Genomic DNA, 20,149 nt, shown 5'->3' with positions numbered 1-20,149 from the left:
TTGCATCGCCGTCTTGAGCGTTGACTGGCTGTCGCAAGAGTCGTCTCCGTTAATGGCTTCTGTTGGGACGTCGATGCTCGGGTTGCGGAGACACTTGCAATGCAGGTAGTACCGAACGGGATGCAGTTGACGCCCGTCGATGGTGGAGCGTTTTGTGCTGCAGCAAAAATCAATCTTTTTTATCGTTTGAATAAGGCGGCGTGAATAGCCGTCATCCAACGTTATAAGACGGAAAGGTGTTGGTAATGAACCTCACCGCCAATGGGTGAGCGAGGTGAAGAGCCGGATGTCGCCCATCCGGCCTTGTTCCAGCGTGTGTCCGACCCGGCCGGCGCCGCTTTGACCTGCGAACGGTTCGCGGTCCGACTTGTCCGCGCGGCCGTTCAGACCGACCCCAACGTTCAGTTGGTTCGTTTGACTATATATATAGAGCGCGCGCCGAAGCCGCCCGCGCCCCCGTCGTTCAGGCCGCCAGTTCCTGAGCAATCCTGCGACGGAACGCCTGCCCGTCGCTGTCGAACAGATGGCAATGGTCCGGCGCCGCGCCGAGCTTGACGGCCTTGCCTTTCGCATGCCGTTCGAGCGGCGGAATCCGCGCGATCAACCCCTCGGGCGCAACGCTGGACTCCGCATACAGATATGCGGCATCGCCGAGCGACTCGACCGCCATCACGTTCGCCGATATGCCGAATTCGGTCGAATCGACGTGCAGATGCTCGGGCCGGATGCCGACCGTCACCTTGTCGCCTTCCTTCGCGCTGCCAGGTTCGACCGCGACGCGTTGCGTCTCGCCCGTCTGATAACGCACGAGCACGCCGTCCGGCGCGACCGTCTGCACGACACCATCCATGAAGTTCATTTTCGGCGAGCCGATGAAACCCGCGACAAAGCGGTTCGCGGGCGCGTGATACAGCGTGTTAGGCGTGCCGACCTGTTCGAGATTGCCGGCCGACAGCACGACGATCTTGTCGGCCAGCGTCATCGCTTCGACCTGGTCGTGCGTCACGTAGATCATCGTCGTCTTCAGCTCGTCGTGCAGCCGCGCGAACTCGAGGCGCATCTTCACGCGCAGTGCGGCATCGAGGTTCGACAACGGCTCGTCGAACAGAAACACCTTCGGCTTGCGCGTAATCGCGCGTCCGATCGCGACACGCTGGCGCTGCCCGCCCGACAGCTGTTTCGGCTTGCGTTCGAGCAGATGGTCGATGTGCAGGATTTTCGCCGCATTGCGCACGGCCTGATCGATCTCCGGCTTTTTCGCGCCGGCGAGCTTCAGACCGAACGCCATGTTGTCGTAAAGCGTCATATGCGGATACAGCGCATATGACTGGAACACCATCGCGATGCCGCGCTTTGCGGGCGGCACCTCGTTCACGCGCGCGCCATCGATGCTCAGATCGCCGCTGCTGATGTCCTCGAGTCCCGCGATCATCCGCATCAGCGTCGACTTTCCGCAGCCGCTCGGACCGACGAACACGACGAACTCGCCATCCGCGATGTCGAGGTTGATGTTGCGCATCACTTCGTTGTCGTCGTAGCGCTTGCTGATATTGCGCAATGCCAGGCTAGCCATGATGTGTCTCCAATGTTGCTTGCTATTGCTGCTGTTGCGTGATGTTGCGATGCTGCGTCCAGACCGCGACCAGCTCCGGCAGTTGCCGCATGTCGTCGAAGATGTGCTGCGCGCCGGCCGCGCGCAATGCGCCGATCTGCGCATCGTTCGCATGGCCGCCGCCGACGAAGCCGATCACCGTCATGCCGGCCGCCGTCGCCGCAGTCACGCCCGTCACGCTGTCTTCGACGACGAGGCATGCGTCGGGCGTCACGTCGAGGCCGCGTGCTGCCGCCAGATAGACATCGGGCGCGGGCTTCGGCCGCTCGACCGCATCCGCGCAAAACAGCCGGCCGCCGAAGAACTTCGCGAGACCCGTGCGCGCGAGCGCCGCTTCGACGTAGGGGCGAAAGCTGTTGCTCGCGCACGCTTTCGTCAACGGAATCGCCGCGAGCGCTTCGCCGATGCCATCGACCGTCGGCGCCTGCACGGCCGCCGCCTCGACCCTGGTCCGAATCGCGCCGATATCGCCGTCGACGAACTGCCTGCCGAGCTGCGCGGCCGTGCCTTCGAGCACGCGCTCGATGCGCAGGCCGAGCAGCGGCATGACGACGGGCGCGACATCGGCGTCGGGCCAGCGTGCTTCGAGTTCGCGCACGAGCATCGCGGCCGCGACCGCTTCGCTGTCGATCAGCACGCCGTCGCAATCGCAGATCAATGCGAGCGCTGTTTCCATGCGAAATTCCGTCCGGGTTTGTGTCTGCATGTTCGTCACTTGACCGCCCCGAACGTGAGACCGCGCACGAGCTGCTTCTGCGACAGCCAGCCGACGATCAGGATCGGCGCGACCGCGAGCAACGACGCCGCCGATAGCTTCGCCCAGAACAGCCCCTCGGGGCTCGAATACGACGCGATAAACACGGTCAGCGGCGCCGCGTTCGAACTCGACAGGTTGATGCTCCAGAACGCTTCGTTCCACGACAGAATCACGAGCAGCAGCGCCGTCGAAGCAAGTCCCGGCAACGCCATCGGCATCAGCAGGTAGACGATTTCCTGCCATGTCGCGGCGCCGTCGATGCGGCCGGCTTCGAGGATGTCGCGCGGAATCTCGTTGAAGTACGTGAACGCCATCCACACGGCGATCGGCAGATTGATCAGCGTATAGACGATGATGAGCCCCGTCACCGTATCGAGCAGACCGCTGTTTTTCCACAGCAGATAGATCGGCACGAGCACGCCGACCGACGGCATCATCTTCGTCGACAGCATCCACAACAGCGTTTGCTGCGTGCGCTTGCTCGGGAAAAATGCCATCGCATACGCGGCCGGCACCGCGAGCACGAGACACACGATCGTCACGCCGACCGAGATCAGCACCGAGTTCCACGCGAAGCCGAAGTAATTGCTGCGCGCGAACACCTCGCGGAAGCTCTCCAGTGTCGGCGTGAAAAACACCGACGACGAATAGGCCTGCTGCTCGGTCTTGAAGGCCGTGATCGTCATCCAGAAGATCGGGAAGAACAGCGCAATCGAGATCAGCCACGCGAGAATGCCGGGAATACTGCGGCGCACGACGGCAAACGGCGAGGCGGCCGGCGCGGTCGTTGCGCTCGTAACGGGTGTAGCGGCGACTTGACTCACTTTTCGTACTCCCCTTTCAGGTTCTTCGCGAGCATCTTCACGAGGAAGAACGATACGATGTTCGCGACGACGACCGCCAGAATGCCGCCCGCCGATGCCAGGCCGACGTCGAACTGCTGCAGGCCGAGCGCATAGATCAGGTACGACAGGTTGGTCGTGGCGTTGCCGGGGCCGCCGCCGGTCGTCGTATAGATTTCAGCGAAGATCGACAGCAGAAAAATCGTCTCCATCATCACGACCACGGCGATCGCGCGTCGCAAATGCGGCAGCGTGATGAAGAAGAACATCGCGAACGGTCCGGCGCCGTCGATCTTCGCCGCTTCCTTCTGCTCCTGATCGAGCGACTGGATCGCGGTGAACAGAATCAGAAACGCGAACGGCAACCACTGCCACGCGACGATGATGATCACCGATGTCAACGGATAGGTCGCGAACCAGTCGATCGGTGTCAGGCCGAGTGCACGCATCGCATCGGCCACGAGGCCGTACACGGGGTGCAGGATCATGTTCTTCCAGATCAGCGCGCTCACGGTCGGCATCACGAAGAACGGCGCGATTGCAAGCAGGCGCGCAATGCCCTGTCCGTAGAACTTGCGGTCGAACAGCACGGCCATCAGCACGCCGCCCACCACCGTGATGACGAGCACGGCGATGATCAGCTGCAGCGTATGCAGGATGGACGGCCAGAACGACGGATCGGTGGCGAGATAGTGGTAGTTGTCGAAACCGGCGAAGCCCTTTTCATCGGGATTCAGCAGGTTGTAGCGCGTGAACGAAAACCAGATCGTCATTGCGAGCGGAATCGCCATCCATAGCAACAGGACCGCGACCGACGGCGAAACGAGCCAGCGCGCGGACGCGGCTTTGCGCGACTCGCGTTGCTGTTCGGTTTGGGGTTCGGCGTGCGACAGAGGAAGGCGCAGATGAGGCATGATGGGCCACCTGTTCGGAATTGCGCGAGCCGCTGCGTTTGTTTCAGACCACGCGTGGCGGTGCGCTGTGCTGCCGGGGGTCCGGCCGGGCGTTGCAGCCCGGCCGGGGTTTGCTTCAAACGATCGTTGCTTCTACATCGCTTTCCACCTCGAGATGCGCGCGCTTCGTGCGCATCTCGCTTCGCGTTGCCTGTGCATTACTTCTGCAAGCCGGCCTGACGCACCGCGCGGTCCGCGGTCGCATTGCCCGCCTGCAACGCCTGATCGACACTCATCTGCCCGGCGACCGCACCGGAGATGCTCTGGCCGACCACGGTGCCGAACGACTGGAACTCGGGAATCCCGACGAACTGCACACCGGTGTACGGCACGGGCTTCAACGTCGGATGGTTCGGATCGGCCGATTCGATCGCCTTCAGCACGAAGTCCGCAAACGGCGCGGCCTGCTTGTACTCGGAGCGCTGATACGTCGACTGACGCGTACCCGGCGGCACCGATGCCCAGCCTTCGTCCTTCGCCACCATCTCGATGTATTCCTTCGAGGTCGCCCACTCGATGAACTTCTTCGCGGCGTCCTGCTGCTTCGACGTCTTCGGAACCGCAAGCGCCCACGCCCACAGCCAGTGCGAACCGTTCGGCGTGACCTGCGTCGGCGCCGCGGCAAAACCGACCTTGTCCGCGATCTGCGATTGCTGCTTGTTGTACAGCATGCCGGCCGCCACGGTCGCATCGATCCACATCGCGCACTTGCCCGACGACATCAGCGTCAGGTTTTCGTTGAAACCATTCGAGCTCGCTCCCGGCGGGCCGTCTTTCTTCAACAGGTCGACGTAGAACGACACGGCCTTCTTCCACTCCGGCGTGGTCAGCTGCGCATGCCACTTCTCGTCGAACCAGCGGCCGCCGAATGTGTTGACGAGCGTCGTCACGTAGGCCATGTTCTCGCCCCAGCCCGCCTTGCCGCGCAGGCAGATGCCGTACGTGCCGGCCGACTTGTCGGTCAGCTTGTCGGCGAATTGCGCGATCTGATCGTAGGTCGGGTTATCGGGCATCTTCAGGCCCTTGGCCGCGAACAGGTCCTTGCGGTAGAACGTCATCGAGCTTTCGACGTAGAACGGCAGCGCGTACAGCGTGTTGTTGTACGACAGCCCGTCGCGCGCCGTCTTCACGACGTCGTTGAGGTCGTAGCTCGCCGGCAGGTTCGTCAGCGGCGAGAGCCAGCCTCGCTTGCCCCATTGCGGCGTTTCATAGGCGCCGATCGTCATCACGTCGAACTGGCCGCTGCCGGTCGTGATATCGGTCGTCGCGCGCTGACGCAGCACGTTTTCCTCGAGAATCACCCAGTTCAGCTTGATGTCCGGATTCGCCTTTTCGAATGCGGGCGAGAGCTTCTTCAGCTCGATCATGTCCGGATTGTTGAGCGTCGCGATCGTCACCGTCGACGCCGCCGACGCGTTGACCGCCACGCATGCGGCCGCCATCGCGCCGATGGCCGCGAAGGTGGGTTTCAATGCGGGTTTCCATGTGCGTTTCAGGGCACGTTTCATCGTTTGTCTCCTTTATCGTACGTTCGTGTTGGCTTGCGATGGGCGACTCACGGATCCTCGCAAATTCCGGCCGGCAGCCGAGTCGCTGGCGGTGGTAAAAAGATCAGCTCATCCAGTTGCCGCCGTCGACGTTCAGGGTTTGCGCGGTGATGTAGTCCGCATCCGCCGATGCGAGGAACAGCGCCGCGCCGGTCAGATCCGCCGGCAGCCCCATCCTGCCGAGCGGCACCGCTTCGCCGACGAGTCGCTTCTTCTCGCCGATCGGCCGGTTCTCATAACGTGCGAAAAGCGCATCGACCTGCTCCCACATCGGCGTATCGATGACGCCCGGTGCGATGCCGTTCACGTTGATCCTGTGCGGCGCGAGCGCGAGCGCCGCCGATTGCGTATAGCTGAGTACCGCTGCCTTCGTCGCGCAATAGTGCGAAACGAGTGCCTCGCCGCGGCGCCCGGCCTGCGACGACATATTGATGATCTTGCCGCCGTGGCCCTGCTCGACCATGCGCTGGGCGACTGCCTGCATCAGAAAGAACATGCCCTTCACGTTGACCGCGAACAGCCTGTCGTAGATGTCCCACGATTCGTCGAGTAGCGGCCGCATGTCGAACAGCGCCGCGTTATTGAACAGGATGTCGATACGGCCGAACCGTTCGGCCGTTTGAGCGACGATGCGCGCGATATCTTCGCGCCGCGTCACGTCTGCGCCGATGGCGAGCACGCGGTCGCCGTGCGTTTCACGCAGCTCGCGAGCGAAGTCCGCGACCGGCTTGACGTCGACCAGCGCGCAGCGCGCGCCTTCGTCCAGATACCGGCGCGCGACCGCTTCGCCTATGCCGCTTGCCGCGCCGGTGAGGATGGCCACCTTGTCTTGCAATCGCGCTGCCACGCCGTGTCTCCCAATCGTTCGCCTTGGTGTGAGCTTTTGCGCTGGTGAGCGAACGCTCGTTGTGCGATCAATTGCTCTCTTTGTGATCGAATGATCGGATACGTGTCCGACCATGTCAAGGCGCGCCACAAGATTTCGATGGTGCAGCGCGGCAGTTGCAGGTGTTTCCGCGGGTTGCTTAGGGTTTAGCCTGAGTTCGTCGACGCGAATGCCCCGGAACCGCGATCGGGCCGGTGCCAGGTCATTGCGGCCGTAGTGGGCGCAGCCGTTGCGCCGCTCGCCCTCCTTGCTCTATCAATTTAGACGGCGGGCGCGTTCCATCAATGGCAAGATGTTTAGATACGTTATATCATTGCGGCCTTGCTACGGAGCAGCACCATGTCCGCTTCATCCGATGATCGCCTTGCTCACAGACTCGCGCGCGCTCAGGCCGTCGCCGACGCACGCGGTCTCGCACTTACCACGCTGCGCCGCCAGGTCTACACGCTGATTGCGGCAAGCGAGCGGCCGATCGGCGCCTACGACCTGCTCGCCGCGCTCGAACCGCAGCGCGGCCGCGTGCCGCCGACCACCGTGTACCGCGTGCTCGACTTTCTGGTCGAACACGGCTTCGTGCATCGGATCGAGTCGAAAAACGCGTTCTTCGCGTGCTGCGACGTCGAGCACCCGCACCAAGGCCAGTTCCTGATCTGCGAATCGTGCGGCGACACGGTCGAGATTCCCGGCGCCGAACTTGCGCAACAACTGGCCGGCAGCGCGCCTGCGCATGGTTTCGAAGTCCATCGGCAGGTCGTCGAACTGAGCGGTCTGTGCGCTGCCTGCCGGCGTGTCGCGCGATAGCACCGAGTTTCCCATGCAACTTTCAATCAACCCGATCACCCTCTAACAGGGCAGCACGATGAACAACAAGAATCCGAAGTGGATTGCGGCACGCGCCGCGTCAAGACTGACGAAATATCTGTTCGCAACCGCGCTCGCGCTTGCCATCGGCCAGACGGCGGCGCATGCGCAAACGGCGTCCTCGGCAGCGAGCGGCAGCAAGATTCCCGTTGTCGCAGCCGAAAATTTCTATGGCGACGTCGTACAGCAACTTGGCGGCGACCACGTCGACGTGACGAGCATCCTCAGCAATCCGGACCAGGATCCGCATCTGTTCGAAGCGAGCCCGAAGACCGCTCGCGCGCTGCAGCGCGCGAGCCTTGTCGTCTATAACGGCGCCGACTACGATCCGTGGATGGCCAAACTGCTCGCCGCGTCGAAGAACCCGAAGCGCACGGTCATCGTTGCGGCCGACCTCACCGGCAGGAAAAGCGGCGATAATCCGCACCTCTGGTACGACCCGTCGACGATGCCTGCCGTCGCGCGCGCCGTGAGCGCCGCGCTCGCAGCCGCCGACCCGGCGCACAAGAGCACTTACGATGCGAATCTCGCCACGTTTCTCGATTCGTTGAAGCCGATCGACGCGAAGGTCGCCGCGCTGCATGCGCGCTATGCAGGCGTGCCGGTCACGGCGACCGAACCGGTGTTCGGCTATATGTCGGACGCAGTCGGCCTCGGTATGCGCAATCTGCGCTTTCAGCTGGCGACGATGAACGATACGGAAGCAAGCGCATCGGACATCGCCGCGTTCGAACGCGACTTGCGCGAAAAGCGCGTGCGCGTGCTGATCTATAACAGTCAGGCTACCGAGGCGCTGACTAGAAAGATGTTGAAACTCGCGCAGCAGTCGAAGGTGCCGGCAATGAGCGTGACAGAGACGGAACCAGCGGGTAAGAATTATCAGCAATGGATGCTCGCGCAACTCGATGCGCTTGGCGCGGCGCTCGCGGCAGGCGAGCATGCCGGCAGCAAAGGAACCCCTCAATGATCGAACCTGACCGTCCGCCCTCCGCACCTTCTGCAAATACCACCACGAAAGCAGCAGCGGATGCGGCGCCTGTACTGGAGTTCGAGCGCGTCACGCTCGAACTCGGCGGACGCACGATCCTGACCGACACGAGCTTCGCGATCGGACAAGGCGAATTTATCGGCGTGCTGGGGCCCAACGGCGCCGGCAAGACCACGTTGATACGCGCGGTGCTCGGCCTCGTGCCGGCCGCGAGCGGCGTCGTGCGCGTGCTCGGCGAGCCGGTCGCCTGCGGCAATCCGTCGATCGGCTACATGCCGCAGACACGCAGCGCACTCGCCGGACGGCGCGTGCGCGGACGCGATTTCGTCGCGATGGCGGCCGATGGCCATCGCTGGGGCCTGCCGCACGCCGATGCGAAGACGCGCGCCGACGTCGCGCGGGTGCTCGACCTCGTCGGCGCGAGCGCACTGGCCGACCGGCCGCTGTCCGAACTGTCGGGCGGCGAGCGGCAGCGTCTGCTGCTCGCGCAGTGCCTGCTCGGCAATCCGCGTCTGCTGCTGCTCGACGAACCGTTGATCAGCCTCGATCCGCATCATCAGAGAAGCGTCGTCGAACTCGTGCAGCGCGTGCAGCAGGAACTCGGCATCGCCGTGCTGTTCTCCGCGCACGAGCTGAACCCGCTGCTGCACGCACTCGATCGCGTGCTGTATCTCGGCAACGGCGTCGCGGCGCTCGGCACCGTCGACGAAGTGATCACGAAGCCCGTGCTGTCGCGTCTATATGGATCGACGATCGACGTGATCCGCATGAATGGCCGCATCTTCGTGATGTCCGGCGACGTCGAAGTCGAAAAGCACGACCACGAGCACGAAGACGACGGCGGGCACGCTCATGCGCACGCACATGAGCATGGACACGGGCACAGCGCCGCCGCGCCCGCGCATGGGCGCGGCCACGCACACAACGATAACCACGCGTCACGCGACGGGCACACACACGATGTTTGAATATGACTTCATGGTCAACGCATTCGCGGCGTCGGGGATCGTCGCGGTGTTGTCGGGAATCGTCGGCTACTTCCTCGTGATGCGCGGCCAGACGTTTGCCGGCCACGCGCTATCGCACGTCGGCTTTACCGGCGCGACCGGCGCCGTGCTGATCGGCATCTCGCCGCTCTGGGGGATGATCGGTTTCACGCTGGCGGCCGGCATCGGTATGGGCGCGCTCGGCGAGCGTCTCGCCGGACGCGACGTGGCGATCGGCGTGACGCTCTCGCTTTCGCTCGGCTTCGGGCTGCTGTTTCTGCATTTCTTCACCGCGTACGCGACGCAGGTTACCGCGCTGCTATTCGGCAATGTGCTCGGCGTCAATACCTCGACACTCGCGGTGCTCGCGGTGATCGGCATGTTGAGCCTCGGTGCGCTCGCGGCGATCATGCGGCCGCTGCTGTTCGCATCGCTGCAGCCGGAACTCGCGGAAGCGAAAGGCGTGTCGCTGCGGCTCGTGTCGGTCCTGTTTCTCGCGATTGCCGCGCTTGCGGTGGCCGCCTGTACGCAGATCGTCGGCGTGCTGCTCGTGTTCACATTGATGGTCGGGCCCGCCGCGGCCGCACAGAACATGACGACGCGGCTGTCGACGGGCCTCGTGCTCGCCGCGGCGCTCGCGCTCGCACAAGCGTGGCTCGGCGTCACGCTGGCGTTTTATACCGATTGGCCCACGAGCTTCTGGATCGCGCTGCTCGCGGCTATCGTTTACGGCGCGAGTCTGCTTGCGCGGCGCTGACGTGGCCGCCGCGCGCCTTCATCGTCACGCAAGCAACACCTTCGCGTGATGCGCGAGATGATCTTCGACGAACGTCGAAATGAAGTAATACCCATGGTCGTAGCCCGCATGCCGCCGCAGCGTCAGCGGCTGACCGGCCGCCGCGCAGGCGGCCTCGAACACGTCCGGATTCAGCTGTTCGTCGAGAAACTGATCGGAAAGGCCCTGATCGATCAGAATGCCCGCCGCGAACTTCGCTGACGCGCGCCCGAGCAGTTCGCTCGCATCGTAGTCGCGCCATACGTCGCGGTTTTCGCCGAGATAGCCGCTGAACGCCTTCTCGCCCCACGGGCAGCGCGTCGGCGCCGCGATCGGCGCGAACGCCGACACCGACTTGTACAGCACCGGATTGCGCAGCGCGAGCACGAGCGCGCCATGCCCGCCCATCGAGTGGCCGAATATGCCAAGCCGGGCCGCGTCGATCGGCAGATTCGCGCAGACGGTCTCGCGCAAATCGTCGCGCACGTACGAGTACATCCGGTAATGCGTCGCCCATGGCTCGCGCGTCGCATCGACGTAAAAACCCGCGCCGACGCCGAAGTCCCATGCATCGCTTTCGCCGGGCACATTGGCGCCGCGCGGGCTCGTGTCCGGCGCGATCAGCGCGATGCCGTGCTTCGCGGCGAAGCGCTGCGCGCCCGCCTTGATCGGAAAGGTTTCTTCGGTGCACGTGAGGCCGGCCAGATAGAACAGCGCCGGCACCTTGCCGTGCGCGGCCTGCGGCGGCAGATATGCGGCAAAACGCATCGGCAGGCCGATCGTGCGCGAATCGTGCTGATAGAACTGCTGCATGCCGCCGTGGCACGCGTGTGACGAACGCGTCTCGAGCATCGCGGGCTCCTTAGGCTTGGTACATCACGACCGAGCGGATCGATTCGCCTTTCTTCATCAGATCGAAACCCTCGTTGATCCGCTCGAGCGGCAGATGATGCGTGATCAGATCGTCGATATTGATCTTGCCTTCCATGTACCAGTCGACGATCTTCGGCACGTCGGTGCGGCCGCGCGCGCCGCCGAACGCGGAGCCCTTCCACTGGCGGCCCGTCACGAGCTGGAACGGCCGCGTGCTGATTTCCTCGCCCGCCGCCGCGACGCCGATGATGAACGACTGGCCCCACCCCTTGTGCGTGCATTCGAGCGCATCGCGCATCACCTTCGTATTGCCGATGCACTCGAACGAGTAGTCGACGCCGCCGTCGGTCAGTTGCACGATCCGGTCGACGACATTGCCGACTTCCTTCGGGTTGATGAAGTCGGTCATGCCGAACTTCGTCGCCAGTTCGACGCGGCCCGGATTGATGTCGACTCCGATAATCCTGTTGGCGCCCACCATCTTCGCCGCCTGGATCACATTGAGGCCGATGCCGCCGAGGCCGAACACCGCGACGTTCGCGCCCGCTTCGACCTTCGCCGAATAGACGACTGCGCCGACGCCGGTCGTCACACCACAGCCGATGTAGCAAACCTTGTCGAACGGCGCGTCCTCGCGGATCTTCGCGACGGCGATCTCCGGCACGACGATGTAGTTCGAGAATGTCGACGTACCCATGTAGTGAAAGAGCGGCTTGCCGCCAAGCGAGAAACGCGACGTCGAATCGGGCATCAGGCCTTTGCCCTGCGTCGCGCGGATGGCCTGACACAGGTTGGTCTTGCGCGACAGACAGAATTTGCATTGCCGGCACTCGGGCGTGTAAAGCGGAATGACGTGATCGCCCTTCTTGAGCGTGCCGACACCGGGTCCGACGTCGACGATCACGCCGGCGCCTTCGTGACCGAGGATCGCCGGGAAGATACCTTCCGGGTCGGCGCCGGACAACGTGTAGTAATCGGTATGGCAAATGCCGGTCGCCTTAACCTCGATCAGCACCTCGCCGGCGCGCGGGCCTTCGAGATCGACTTCTTCGATCGTCAGCGGGGCACCGGCTTTCCATGCGATGGCGGCTTTGGTTTTCATCTGCGGATCTCCTTGTGTCTTGCGAAGCGGATAGCGAATGGGTCTTGGACGCGCACCGTGCATGTTGGCGGTGCGAAGCCGATATGTAAAGGTTGCGATCGATAATGGCGGCTCGCGGCATCGAGCGGCGCACCTTCGATGTGCAGGCGCCGCAACGCGCGCATGCGCGGTGCCGCGTGGCGCATTGTGCAACAGGTTTATCTTATTGACCCGGCACGGGTCCGCGCTTTCTTATATCAAACTGCCGCCCTCGAACCGCGTCGCGCACCGGCACGCTGCAGGGGCAGCGGCAGCGCTTTGACTTTGGGAACGCTCACTTATGGCAAGCGATACAGGCGATATCCAGGCAAGCAGCGATGCGATCCAGTTGACCGTCAACGACGGCATCGCGCGCGTCACATTGAATCGCCCCGAGCGTCGCAACGCGCTGACCCTCGCGCTGTGGCGGCGTCTCGGCGACACGTTCGACGCCTTGAGCGCCGGGCCCGAGGTGCGCGCGATCGTGCTGACCGGCAGCGCCAACAGCTTCTGCGCGGGCGCCGACATCTCCGAGTTCGGCGAGGTGCGTGCCAACGTCGAGCAGGCGCGCGCCTACGAAGACGCGTACGAAGGCTGCTGCAATCGCATCGCCGCATCGCCGAAGCCGACCATCGCCGCGATCAATGGCTACTGCATGGGCGGCGGCTGCAATGTCGCGATGTCGTGCGATTTCCGCTTCGCGGTGCCCGATGCGAAATTCGCGATTCCCGCCGCGAAGCTGTCGATCGTCTACGGTATCGCGGGCACGCGACGGCTGCTGTCGCTGGTCGGCCTTGCCAACGCGAAGCGCATTCTTTATAGCGCCGAGACGTTCGACGCCGAGCGCGCGCTGCGGATCGGCTTTCTCGACGAAATCACCGACGATGCGCTCGCCGCGGCACTTGCGTTTGCGCAGCGGCTCAACGCGTGCGCGCCGCTCACGATCTCCGGCGCGAAGACGATACTCGATGCGCTCGCATCCGGTAACGGCGCGCTGCGCGACGGTGTCGTCGAACGGCTGCTCGACGAGGCCGCGCAGAGTGACGACTTTCGCGAAGGGCGAGCCGCGTTTGCGGAAAAACGCGCGCCGGCATTTCGCGGCAAATAAGCGAAGCGAAAGAAGCGCGAACGGTAGGCCAAGCCGCAGCATATGCGGCGGCAAATACACACCATGTCGAATCCGATACGTCCCCGCTTTGCTCGCCCGTCCATGCGCTGAAACGACGCACGAGGCGCGAGCCGCGGCGCGCACCGCGGACGGCGTGCAGTCGCGTGCACGGCAACCGGTGCGGTACGCACACGCAGCACGCCGATACCTCGCGGCGCGCCCCGCAGCGTGCGTGAATACCTCTCGACGCATATCGGCGGCGCGAAGCCCGAAATAGCCGTCAGCGGGCTTGTTGCGCTTTTTCGGCGCGCCTACCGTTAGGAATATTCCTAAATCGATATGGAGAGAGACAATGCACGCGAACACGGTCCATCCGTGCGACGAGCGCCTTCCCGCGGGCCGCCTGCTGACGCTGGGCGTTCAGCACGTACTCGTCATGTATGCGGGCGCGGTTGCGGTACCGCTGATCATCGGCAGCGCGCTGAAGTTGCCGAAAGACCAGATCGCGTTCCTGATCAGCGCGGACCTGTTTTCGTGCGGCATCGCGACATTGATCCAGACGCTCGGCCTGTGGATCTTCGGCATCCGCCTGCCGGTCATCATGGGCTGCACGTTCGCCGCCGTCAGCCCGATGATCGCGATCGGCACGAATCCGAACCTCGGCATTCTCGATATCTTCGGCTCGACGATCGCGGCGGGCATAATCGGCATCCTGCTCGCGCCTGCGATCGGCAAGCTGCTGCGCTTTTTTCCGCCGGTGGTCGTCGGTGTCGTCATTTCGGTGATCGGCTTGTCGCTGATGGAAGTCGGCATCAACTGGGCTGCGGGCGGCGTCGGCAATCCCGACTATGGCAATCCGGTATATCTCGGGCTGTCGCTCGCGGTGCTGATGCTCATTTTGCTGATCAACCGATTCGGCAAGGGCTTTATCGCGAACATCTCGGTGTTGCTTGGCATCGTCGCGGGCTTCGCGATCGCGGCGCTGCTTGGCCGCGTCGATATGGAAGGCGTCACGCACGCGCCGTGGGTCGGTTTCGTCGTGCCGTTTCATTTCGGCTTGCCGCACTTCGATCCGCTGTCGATCGCGACCATGGTCACCGTGATGTTCGTCACGTTTATCGAGTCGACCGGCATGTTCCTCGCGGTCGGCGATATGGTCGAGCGGCCCGTCGACCAGAAGACGCTCGTGCGCGGACTGCGCGTCGACGGCCTCGGTACGCTGATCGGCGGCATCTTCAACTCGTTCCCGCACACGTCGTTTTCGCAGAACGTCGGGCTGATCGGCGTCACGGGCGTGAAGAGCCGCTATGTGTGCGCGATGGGCGGCGTCATTCTCGTGTTGCTCGGCCTCTTTCCGAAGATGGCGCAGGTCGTCGCGTCGGTGCCGGCCTTCGTGCTCGGCGGCGCCGGCATCGTGATGTTCGGCATGGTGGCGGCGAACGGCATCAAGGTGCTGTCGAAGGTCGACTTCACGAACAACCACCACAACCTGTTTATCGTTGCGGTCAGTATCGGGCTTGGGCTCGTACCGGTCGTGTCACCGCATTTCTTCGCGAAGCTGCCGTCGGCGCTGTCGCCGCTGCTCCATAGCGGCATTCTGCTCGCGTCGGTATCGGCGGTTCTGCTGAATCTGATCTTCAATGGCGTGGGGAGCGAGCGTGCGGCCGCGCGCGAACTGCGCCGCGCGGAACACGACTTCGACGCGAGCGCGGACGCACGAGATACCGCTGCGGACGATGCGATGATGCGCGCCGCCGACTGACAGACCGGCAGCGAGGCCGTTATGCCGCGACTTGCGGGCCGCACCCGGCCAGTCGGCCGAATGGTGGTGAAGAAGAACCGATGCAGAGCTCGAAACACAGTCCGGAAAAACCAACGGCCACCTTCCGGTGGCCGTTGTATGCGAGATTCTCTATCTACCTTTCGGCAGAACTCCCACTTCATGATGGGACCCAGTTACCCGGGCGGCGCTACGTTTTTCGCACTCGCTTGTACGTAGTTTTCAAGCAAGGATGCTATCGCCGCCCCGCCCCTTCCTCAAGCCGACTGCCCCGCTGTTTCGACCATCGAATCAGCTGGCAGCGGCCGACGATGCAGCCGCAGGCACAGCCGCCGGCGCATCGCCGTAGTCGACAGGCGCATCGGCCGGACGCGGCGTGTCGCCGGCCCGCTCGATCCATCCTCCGCCCAGTGCCTGATAGAGATCGATAAGGTTCGTGAGACGCTGAACGCGCGCATCGGTGAGCAGCAATTGCACCTGGTAGAGATCGGTCTGCGCAGTCAGCACCGACAGGTAGCTATCCACACCATTCCGGTATCGGAGATCCGATAGATCGAGCCGGCGTTGTTCCGCAAACGTGTCGCGCTCGAGCGCGGCAATCTGCTGATCGAACGTGCCGCGCGCCGCGAGCCCATCGGCGACCTCGCGGAACGCGGTCTGAATGGCCTTCTCGTATTGCGCGATCTGGATGTTCTTCTGCACGTGCGCGAGATCGAGGTTCGCGACGTTCGCACCGCCTTCGAAGATCGGCACCGTGATTTGCGGCGCAAAACCCCATGCGGCCGACCCGGCCTTGAAGAGACCGCCCAGGGTCGGGCTCAGCGTGCCGAAGTTGCCCGTCAACGAAACGCGCGGGAAGAACGCCGCGCGCGCGGCGCCGATGTTCGCGTTCGCCGCGAGCAGATTCTGCTCCGCTTCCATGATGTCGGGACGGCGCGTCAACAGGTCGGAAGGCAGGCCCGCCGGAATATCGGTTAGCAGGTTCTGATCGCCGAGCGTACGGCCTGGCGGCAGATCGGCCGGCAGCGGTTCGCCGACCAGCAGCACGAGCGCATTTTCGGCCTGCGCCCGCGCGCGCGCTTCGGTCTGCAGGTTCGCGCGCGCCTGTTCGACGACGGTTTCAGCCTGACGCAGATCGAGCTCCGAACCGGTCCCGGTTTCGTATTGCAGCTTCGTGATGTTGTACGAATCCTGCGCGGTGCGCAGCGTATTCTGCGTGACCTTCAACGCCTCGTCGAAGCCGAGCATCGACACATACTGGTCCGCAACCGACGACACCAGCGCAATCTCCGCCGCCTTGCGCGCCTGCGCGGTCGCGAGGTATTGCGCGAGCGCCTGATCCTTCAGGCTCTGGATCCGGCCGAAGAAGTCGATTTCCCATGACGCGTTGAGCCCGACCGAATACTGATTCGAGATGGTTCTGTCGAGAAACGACAGGTTTTTCGGCGTACGCGACTTCGACTGCGATGCCGCTGCTTCGATAGCCGGGAACAGCTCCGCGCGCGTGATCTGATACTGCGCGCGCGCCGCCTGGATGTTCAGCACCGACACGCGCAGATCGCGGTTGTTCTTCAGCGCGATTTCGATCAGCTGCGTGAGCCGCTCGTCGACGAAGAAGTCGCGCCAGCCGATGTCGGTCGCCGCCGCGCCGTGCGCGGAGCGCTCGGTCGGTGCGGGCGCCGGCTGCGTGGCATAGACGCCGCCTTGCGGGAACGTCGCCGACACCGGCGCGGCCGGACGCTCGTACTTCGGCGCCATCGTGCAGCCGGCGGCGAAGAGCGCCACCGACGCTGCGATCAAAGAATGTTTGAGCATCTTAGTGTCCTTCCTTGCCCGAGCCGCCGCCGTCGCCGGCACCGCCCGACGGAGCACCGCCCGACGGATCATGCGGATGATGCTCGTTGTAATGCGCGAGCGCCTCGTCCGGATCTTCCTTCTCGCCGCTGAAGCTGCCGCGGATCACGACGAAGAACATCGGGATCATGAAGATCGCGAGGAACGTCGCGGTCAGCATGCCGCCGATCACGCCGGTGCCAATCGCATGCTGGCTCGCCGAGCCGGCGCCGTTACTGATCGCAAGCGGCATCACACCGAGAATGAACGCCAGCGACGTCATCAGGATCGGCCGCAACCGCAGACGCGCCGCTTCGAGCGCGGCCTCGATCGGTCCCATGCCCTGCCCCTGCTGCAGCTCGCGCGCGAACTCGACGATCAGAATCGCGTTCTTCGCCGACAGACCGACCGTCGTGAGCAGACCCACCTGGAAGAACACGTCGTTCTCGAGCCCGCGCAGCGTCGCCGCGAGCAGCGCGCCGAGCACGCCGAGCGGCACGACCATGATCACCGAGAACGGAATCGACCAGCTCTCGTACAGTGCCGCGAGACACAGGAACACGACGAGGATCGAGATGCCGTACAGAATCGGCGCCTGCGAACCAGATTGAATTTCCTGGAACGACAGCCCGGTCCAGTCGTAGCCGATCCCTGCGGGCAGCTTTTTCGCAAGCGCTTCCATGGCCGCCATCGCCTGGCCGGTACTCTTGCCCGGTGCCGCCTGCCCCTGAATCTCGATCGACGAAATACCGTTGTAGCGCTCGAGCTTCGGCGAACCGTAAATCCACTGGCCCGTCGTGAACGCTGAGAACGGCACCATTCCGCCGGCCGTATTGCGCACGTACCAGTCGTCGAGATTGTCGGGCGTCATGCGGAACGGCGCGTCGGCCTGGACGTAAACCTTCTTGATCCGGCTGTCGGTATCGAGAAAGTTGTTCACGTACGCCGAGGCCCATGCGATCGAGAACGTCTGGTCGATCGAAGCAGGCGTCACGCCCAGCGCCAGCGCCTTTTCCCGGTCGATCGTCACCTTGAACTGCGGCGTATCGTTCAGGCCGTTCGGGCGCACCTGCGCGAGCGTAGGATCTTTCGCGGCCATGCCGAGCAGCTGGTTGCGCGCCTGCATCAGCACTTCATGACCGACGCCCGCCCGGTCCTGCAACTCGAAGTCGAAGCCCGCGGCCGTGCCGAGTTCGGGAATCGAGGGCGGATTCACCGGAAACACAGTGGCGGTCTTGTACGTCGAGAAATGCTGGAACAGACGGCCGACCAGCGCCTGCACCTTCTGATCCGAATGCTGGCGCTGCGCGTAGTCCTTCATCCGCACGAACACGAGACCCGAGTTCTGGCCGCGGCCCGCAAAGCTGAAGCCGTTCACGGTGAAGGTCGATTCGACGATGGCCTTTTCGTCGTTGAGCAGGTAGTCGGAGATGTCTTTCAGCGCGCGCGCCGTCGTTTCCTGCGTCGAACCGACCGGCGTCTGCACGAGCACGAACATCGTGCCCTGGTCCTCATCGGGCAGGAACGACTTCGGCAGCCGCGCGAACAGCATGCCCACCGCGACGATCACCACGAGATAGATGATGAGCCAGCGCGTCGAACGCTTGATGACGTGGTGCACGCCCTGGTGATACTTGTCGCGGCTTCTGTCGAACGTGCGGTTGAACCAGCCGAAGAAACCCTTCTTCTCTTCGTGATGACCCTGCGGGATCGGCTTCAGGATCGTCGCGCACAGCGCCGGCGTCAGAATCAGCGCGACGAGCACCGACAGCACCATCGCGGCGACGATAGTCAGCGAAAACTGCCGGTAAATGGCGCCGACCGAGCCGCCCGAGAACGCCACCGGCACGAACACCGCGGACAGCACCAGCGCCACGCCGATCAGCGCGCCCGTGATCTGATCCATTGCCTTGCGGGTGGCTTCCCGAGGCGACAGGCCCTCTTCCGTCATGACGCGCTCGACGTTCTCGACCACCACGATCGCATCGTCCACCAGCAGGCCGATCGCGAGCACAAGGCCGAACATCGACAGCACGTTGATCGAGAAACCCACCACGCTCATGATCGCGAAGGTGCCGAGCAGCACGACCGGCACCGCGATGGTCGGGATCAGCGTCGCGCGCAGGTTCTGCAGGAACAGATACATGACGAGGAACACGAGCACGATGCCCTCGAGCAGCGTCTTCACCACTTCCTCGATCGACAGCCGCACGAACGGCGTCGTGTCGTACGGATACTTGACGACGAGACCGTGCGGGAAGTACGGCGCGAGCTGGTCGATCTTCTGGCGCACGAGCTTCGCGGTCTGCAGCGCGTTCGCGCCCGTTGCGAGCTGAATGCCGAAGCCGGCCGTCGGCGCGCCGTTGTACTTCGTGTCGAAGTTATAGTTTTCGCCGCCGAGATCGATGCGCGCAACGTCCTTCAGGCGCACCTGCGAACCGTCCTGATTCACCTTCAGCAGAATGTTGCCGAACTGCTCCGGCGTGGTGAGCAGCGACGCCTCGGTGATCGTGGCCTGCAGCACCTGACCCGGTATCGACGGCGTGCCGCCGAGCGAGCCGCCTGCCACCTGCACGTTCTGCGCGAGGATCGCGTTCTGCACGTCGACGGGCGTCAGGCTGTAGTTCGTCAGCTTGTTGGCGTCGAGCCAGATCCGCATCGCGTATTGCGTGCCGAACAGCGTGACCGTGCCGACACCGTCGATCCGGCTCAACGGATCCTGGATGTGCGACGCGACGTAGTTCGCGAGGTCGTACTTGCTCATGCTGCCGTCCTGCGACACGAACGCAAGCACGAGCAGGAAGCTGCTGCTCGATTTCGTCACCTTCGTGCCGAGCTGCTGAACGACCTGGGGCAGAAGCGGCGTGGCCAGCTGCAGCTTGTTCTGCACCTGCACCTGCGCGATGTCCGGATTCGTGCCGGCCGCGAAGGTCAGCGTGATCGTCGCCGTACCGGAGTCATCGGAGGTAGACGACAGATACAGCAGGTGGTCGAGGCCGCTCATCTGCTGCTCGATCACCTGGGTGACGGTGTTTTCGACCGTCTTCGCCGATGCGCCCGGATACGTCGCGCTGATCTGGATGGACGGCGGCGCGATGGTCGGGTACTGCGCGATGGGCAGCGTGAAAATCGACGCAAGACCCGCCAGCATCAGCACGATGGCGATCACCCACGCGAAAATCGGGCGATCGATAAAAAACTTTGCCATGTAACAGGCTCCCTATTGTT

The 20,149-nt window shown here is 63.7% G+C and carries 16 protein-coding genes; 6 read left to right on the top strand and 10 right to left on the bottom strand.

Annotated elements, in window-relative coordinates:
* Positions 1 to 463: 463 nt before the first annotated feature.
* The 6 genes from QYH69_RS00845 to QYH69_RS00820 form a co-directional block, all read right to left on the bottom strand.
* Positions 464 to 1,573 (bottom strand): sn-glycerol-3-phosphate ABC transporter ATP-binding protein UgpC, encoded by a 1,110-nt coding sequence (locus tag QYH69_RS00845; RefSeq protein ID WP_308830043.1) that lies wholly within the window; start codon positions 1,571 to 1,573, stop codon positions 464 to 466.
* Between the two features lie 22 nt (positions 1,574 to 1,595).
* The gene (locus tag QYH69_RS00840; protein WP_308830042.1) at positions 1,596 to 2,288 is read right to left on the bottom strand and encodes an HAD-IA family hydrolase; all 693 of its coding nucleotides are present in this window, start codon (positions 2,286 to 2,288) and stop codon (positions 1,596 to 1,598) included.
* A gap of 35 nt (positions 2,289 to 2,323) precedes the next feature.
* Positions 2,324 to 3,124, bottom strand: a complete 801-nt coding sequence (locus QYH69_RS00835) for a carbohydrate ABC transporter permease (RefSeq protein ID WP_374992331.1) — start codon at positions 3,122 to 3,124, stop codon at positions 2,324 to 2,326.
* 65 nt (positions 3,125 to 3,189) lie between these two features.
* Positions 3,190 to 4,125 carry a sugar ABC transporter permease gene (locus tag QYH69_RS00830; protein ID WP_308830040.1) on the bottom strand — a complete coding sequence of 312 codons (936 nt, stop codon included), beginning with the start codon at positions 4,123 to 4,125 and terminating at the stop codon, positions 3,190 to 3,192.
* Between the two features lie 197 nt (positions 4,126 to 4,322).
* Positions 4,323 to 5,606 carry a sugar ABC transporter substrate-binding protein gene (locus QYH69_RS00825; protein ID WP_308830329.1) on the bottom strand — a complete coding sequence of 428 codons (1,284 nt, stop codon included), beginning with the start codon at positions 5,604 to 5,606 and terminating at the stop codon, positions 4,323 to 4,325.
* A 169-nt stretch (positions 5,607 to 5,775) separates the two neighbouring features.
* The gene (locus QYH69_RS00820) at positions 5,776 to 6,558 is read right to left on the bottom strand and encodes an L-iditol 2-dehydrogenase (RefSeq protein ID WP_308830039.1); all 783 of its coding nucleotides are present in this window, start codon (positions 6,556 to 6,558) and stop codon (positions 5,776 to 5,778) included.
* 378 nt (positions 6,559 to 6,936) lie between these two features.
* Here QYH69_RS00820 and QYH69_RS00815 point away from each other — a divergent pair, with 378 nt between their 5' ends.
* From QYH69_RS00815 to QYH69_RS00800, 4 genes are read left to right on the top strand one after another with little or no spacing between them, the layout of a single operon-like run.
* Positions 6,937 to 7,398 carry a Fur family transcriptional regulator gene (locus tag QYH69_RS00815; protein WP_308830038.1) on the top strand — a complete coding sequence of 154 codons (462 nt, stop codon included), beginning with the start codon at positions 6,937 to 6,939 and terminating at the stop codon, positions 7,396 to 7,398.
* 58 nt (positions 7,399 to 7,456) lie between these two features.
* The gene (locus QYH69_RS00810) at positions 7,457 to 8,425 is read left to right on the top strand and encodes a metal ABC transporter solute-binding protein, Zn/Mn family (protein WP_308830037.1); all 969 of its coding nucleotides are present in this window, start codon (positions 7,457 to 7,459) and stop codon (positions 8,423 to 8,425) included.
* Complete coding sequence (locus QYH69_RS00805) at positions 8,422 to 9,414, top strand: ABC transporter ATP-binding protein (RefSeq protein ID WP_308830036.1); 993 nt, start codon at positions 8,422 to 8,424, stop codon at positions 9,412 to 9,414. Before QYH69_RS00810 ends, QYH69_RS00805 begins: the two co-directional genes overlap by 4 nt.
* Complete coding sequence (locus QYH69_RS00800) at positions 9,407 to 10,189, top strand: metal ABC transporter permease (RefSeq protein ID WP_308830035.1); 783 nt, start codon at positions 9,407 to 9,409, stop codon at positions 10,187 to 10,189. Before QYH69_RS00805 ends, QYH69_RS00800 begins: the two co-directional genes overlap by 8 nt.
* Positions 10,190 to 10,213: 24 nt before the next feature.
* Here QYH69_RS00800 and fghA read toward each other — a convergent pair whose 3' ends face one another.
* On the bottom strand, positions 10,214 to 11,059 hold the full coding sequence (gene fghA, locus QYH69_RS00795; protein ID WP_308830034.1) for an S-formylglutathione hydrolase: 846 nt from the start codon (positions 11,057 to 11,059) through the stop codon (positions 10,214 to 10,216).
* 10 nt (positions 11,060 to 11,069) lie between these two features.
* Entirely contained in the window at positions 11,070 to 12,182 is a 1,113-nt protein-coding gene (locus QYH69_RS00790) for an S-(hydroxymethyl)glutathione dehydrogenase/class III alcohol dehydrogenase (protein ID WP_308830033.1), read from the bottom strand.
* 319 nt (positions 12,183 to 12,501) lie between these two features.
* On the opposite strand from QYH69_RS00790, the gene QYH69_RS00785 reads away from it, so the two are divergent.
* Both QYH69_RS00785 and QYH69_RS00780 read left to right on the top strand, forming a co-directional pair.
* Positions 12,502 to 13,308 (top strand): enoyl-CoA hydratase-related protein, encoded by an 807-nt coding sequence (locus QYH69_RS00785; RefSeq protein WP_308830032.1) that lies wholly within the window; start codon positions 12,502 to 12,504, stop codon positions 13,306 to 13,308.
* A 352-nt stretch (positions 13,309 to 13,660) separates the two neighbouring features.
* Positions 13,661 to 15,070: a nucleobase:cation symporter-2 family protein gene (locus QYH69_RS00780; protein WP_308830031.1), complete on the top strand. Its 1,410-nt coding sequence runs from the start codon at positions 13,661 to 13,663 to the stop codon at positions 15,068 to 15,070.
* A gap of 309 nt (positions 15,071 to 15,379) precedes the next feature.
* Here QYH69_RS00780 and QYH69_RS00775 read toward each other — a convergent pair whose 3' ends face one another.
* A complete protein-coding gene (locus QYH69_RS00775; RefSeq protein ID WP_308830030.1) occupies positions 15,380 to 16,903 on the bottom strand; it encodes an efflux transporter outer membrane subunit in 1,524 nt (507 codons plus the stop codon).
* Between the two features lies 1 nt (position 16,904).
* Complete coding sequence (locus QYH69_RS00770) at positions 16,905 to 20,129, bottom strand: efflux RND transporter permease subunit (protein ID WP_308830029.1); 3,225 nt, start codon at positions 20,127 to 20,129, stop codon at positions 16,905 to 16,907.
* Between the last annotated feature and the right edge of the window lie 20 nt (positions 20,130 to 20,149).

This window comes from Paraburkholderia sp. SARCC-3016 (assembly GCF_031119615.1).
Lineage (GTDB): Bacteria > Pseudomonadota > Gammaproteobacteria > Burkholderiales > Burkholderiaceae > Paraburkholderia.
The sequence above is the reverse complement of the archived record's forward strand: the minus strand, read 5'-3'. Positions and strand labels throughout refer to the sequence as shown.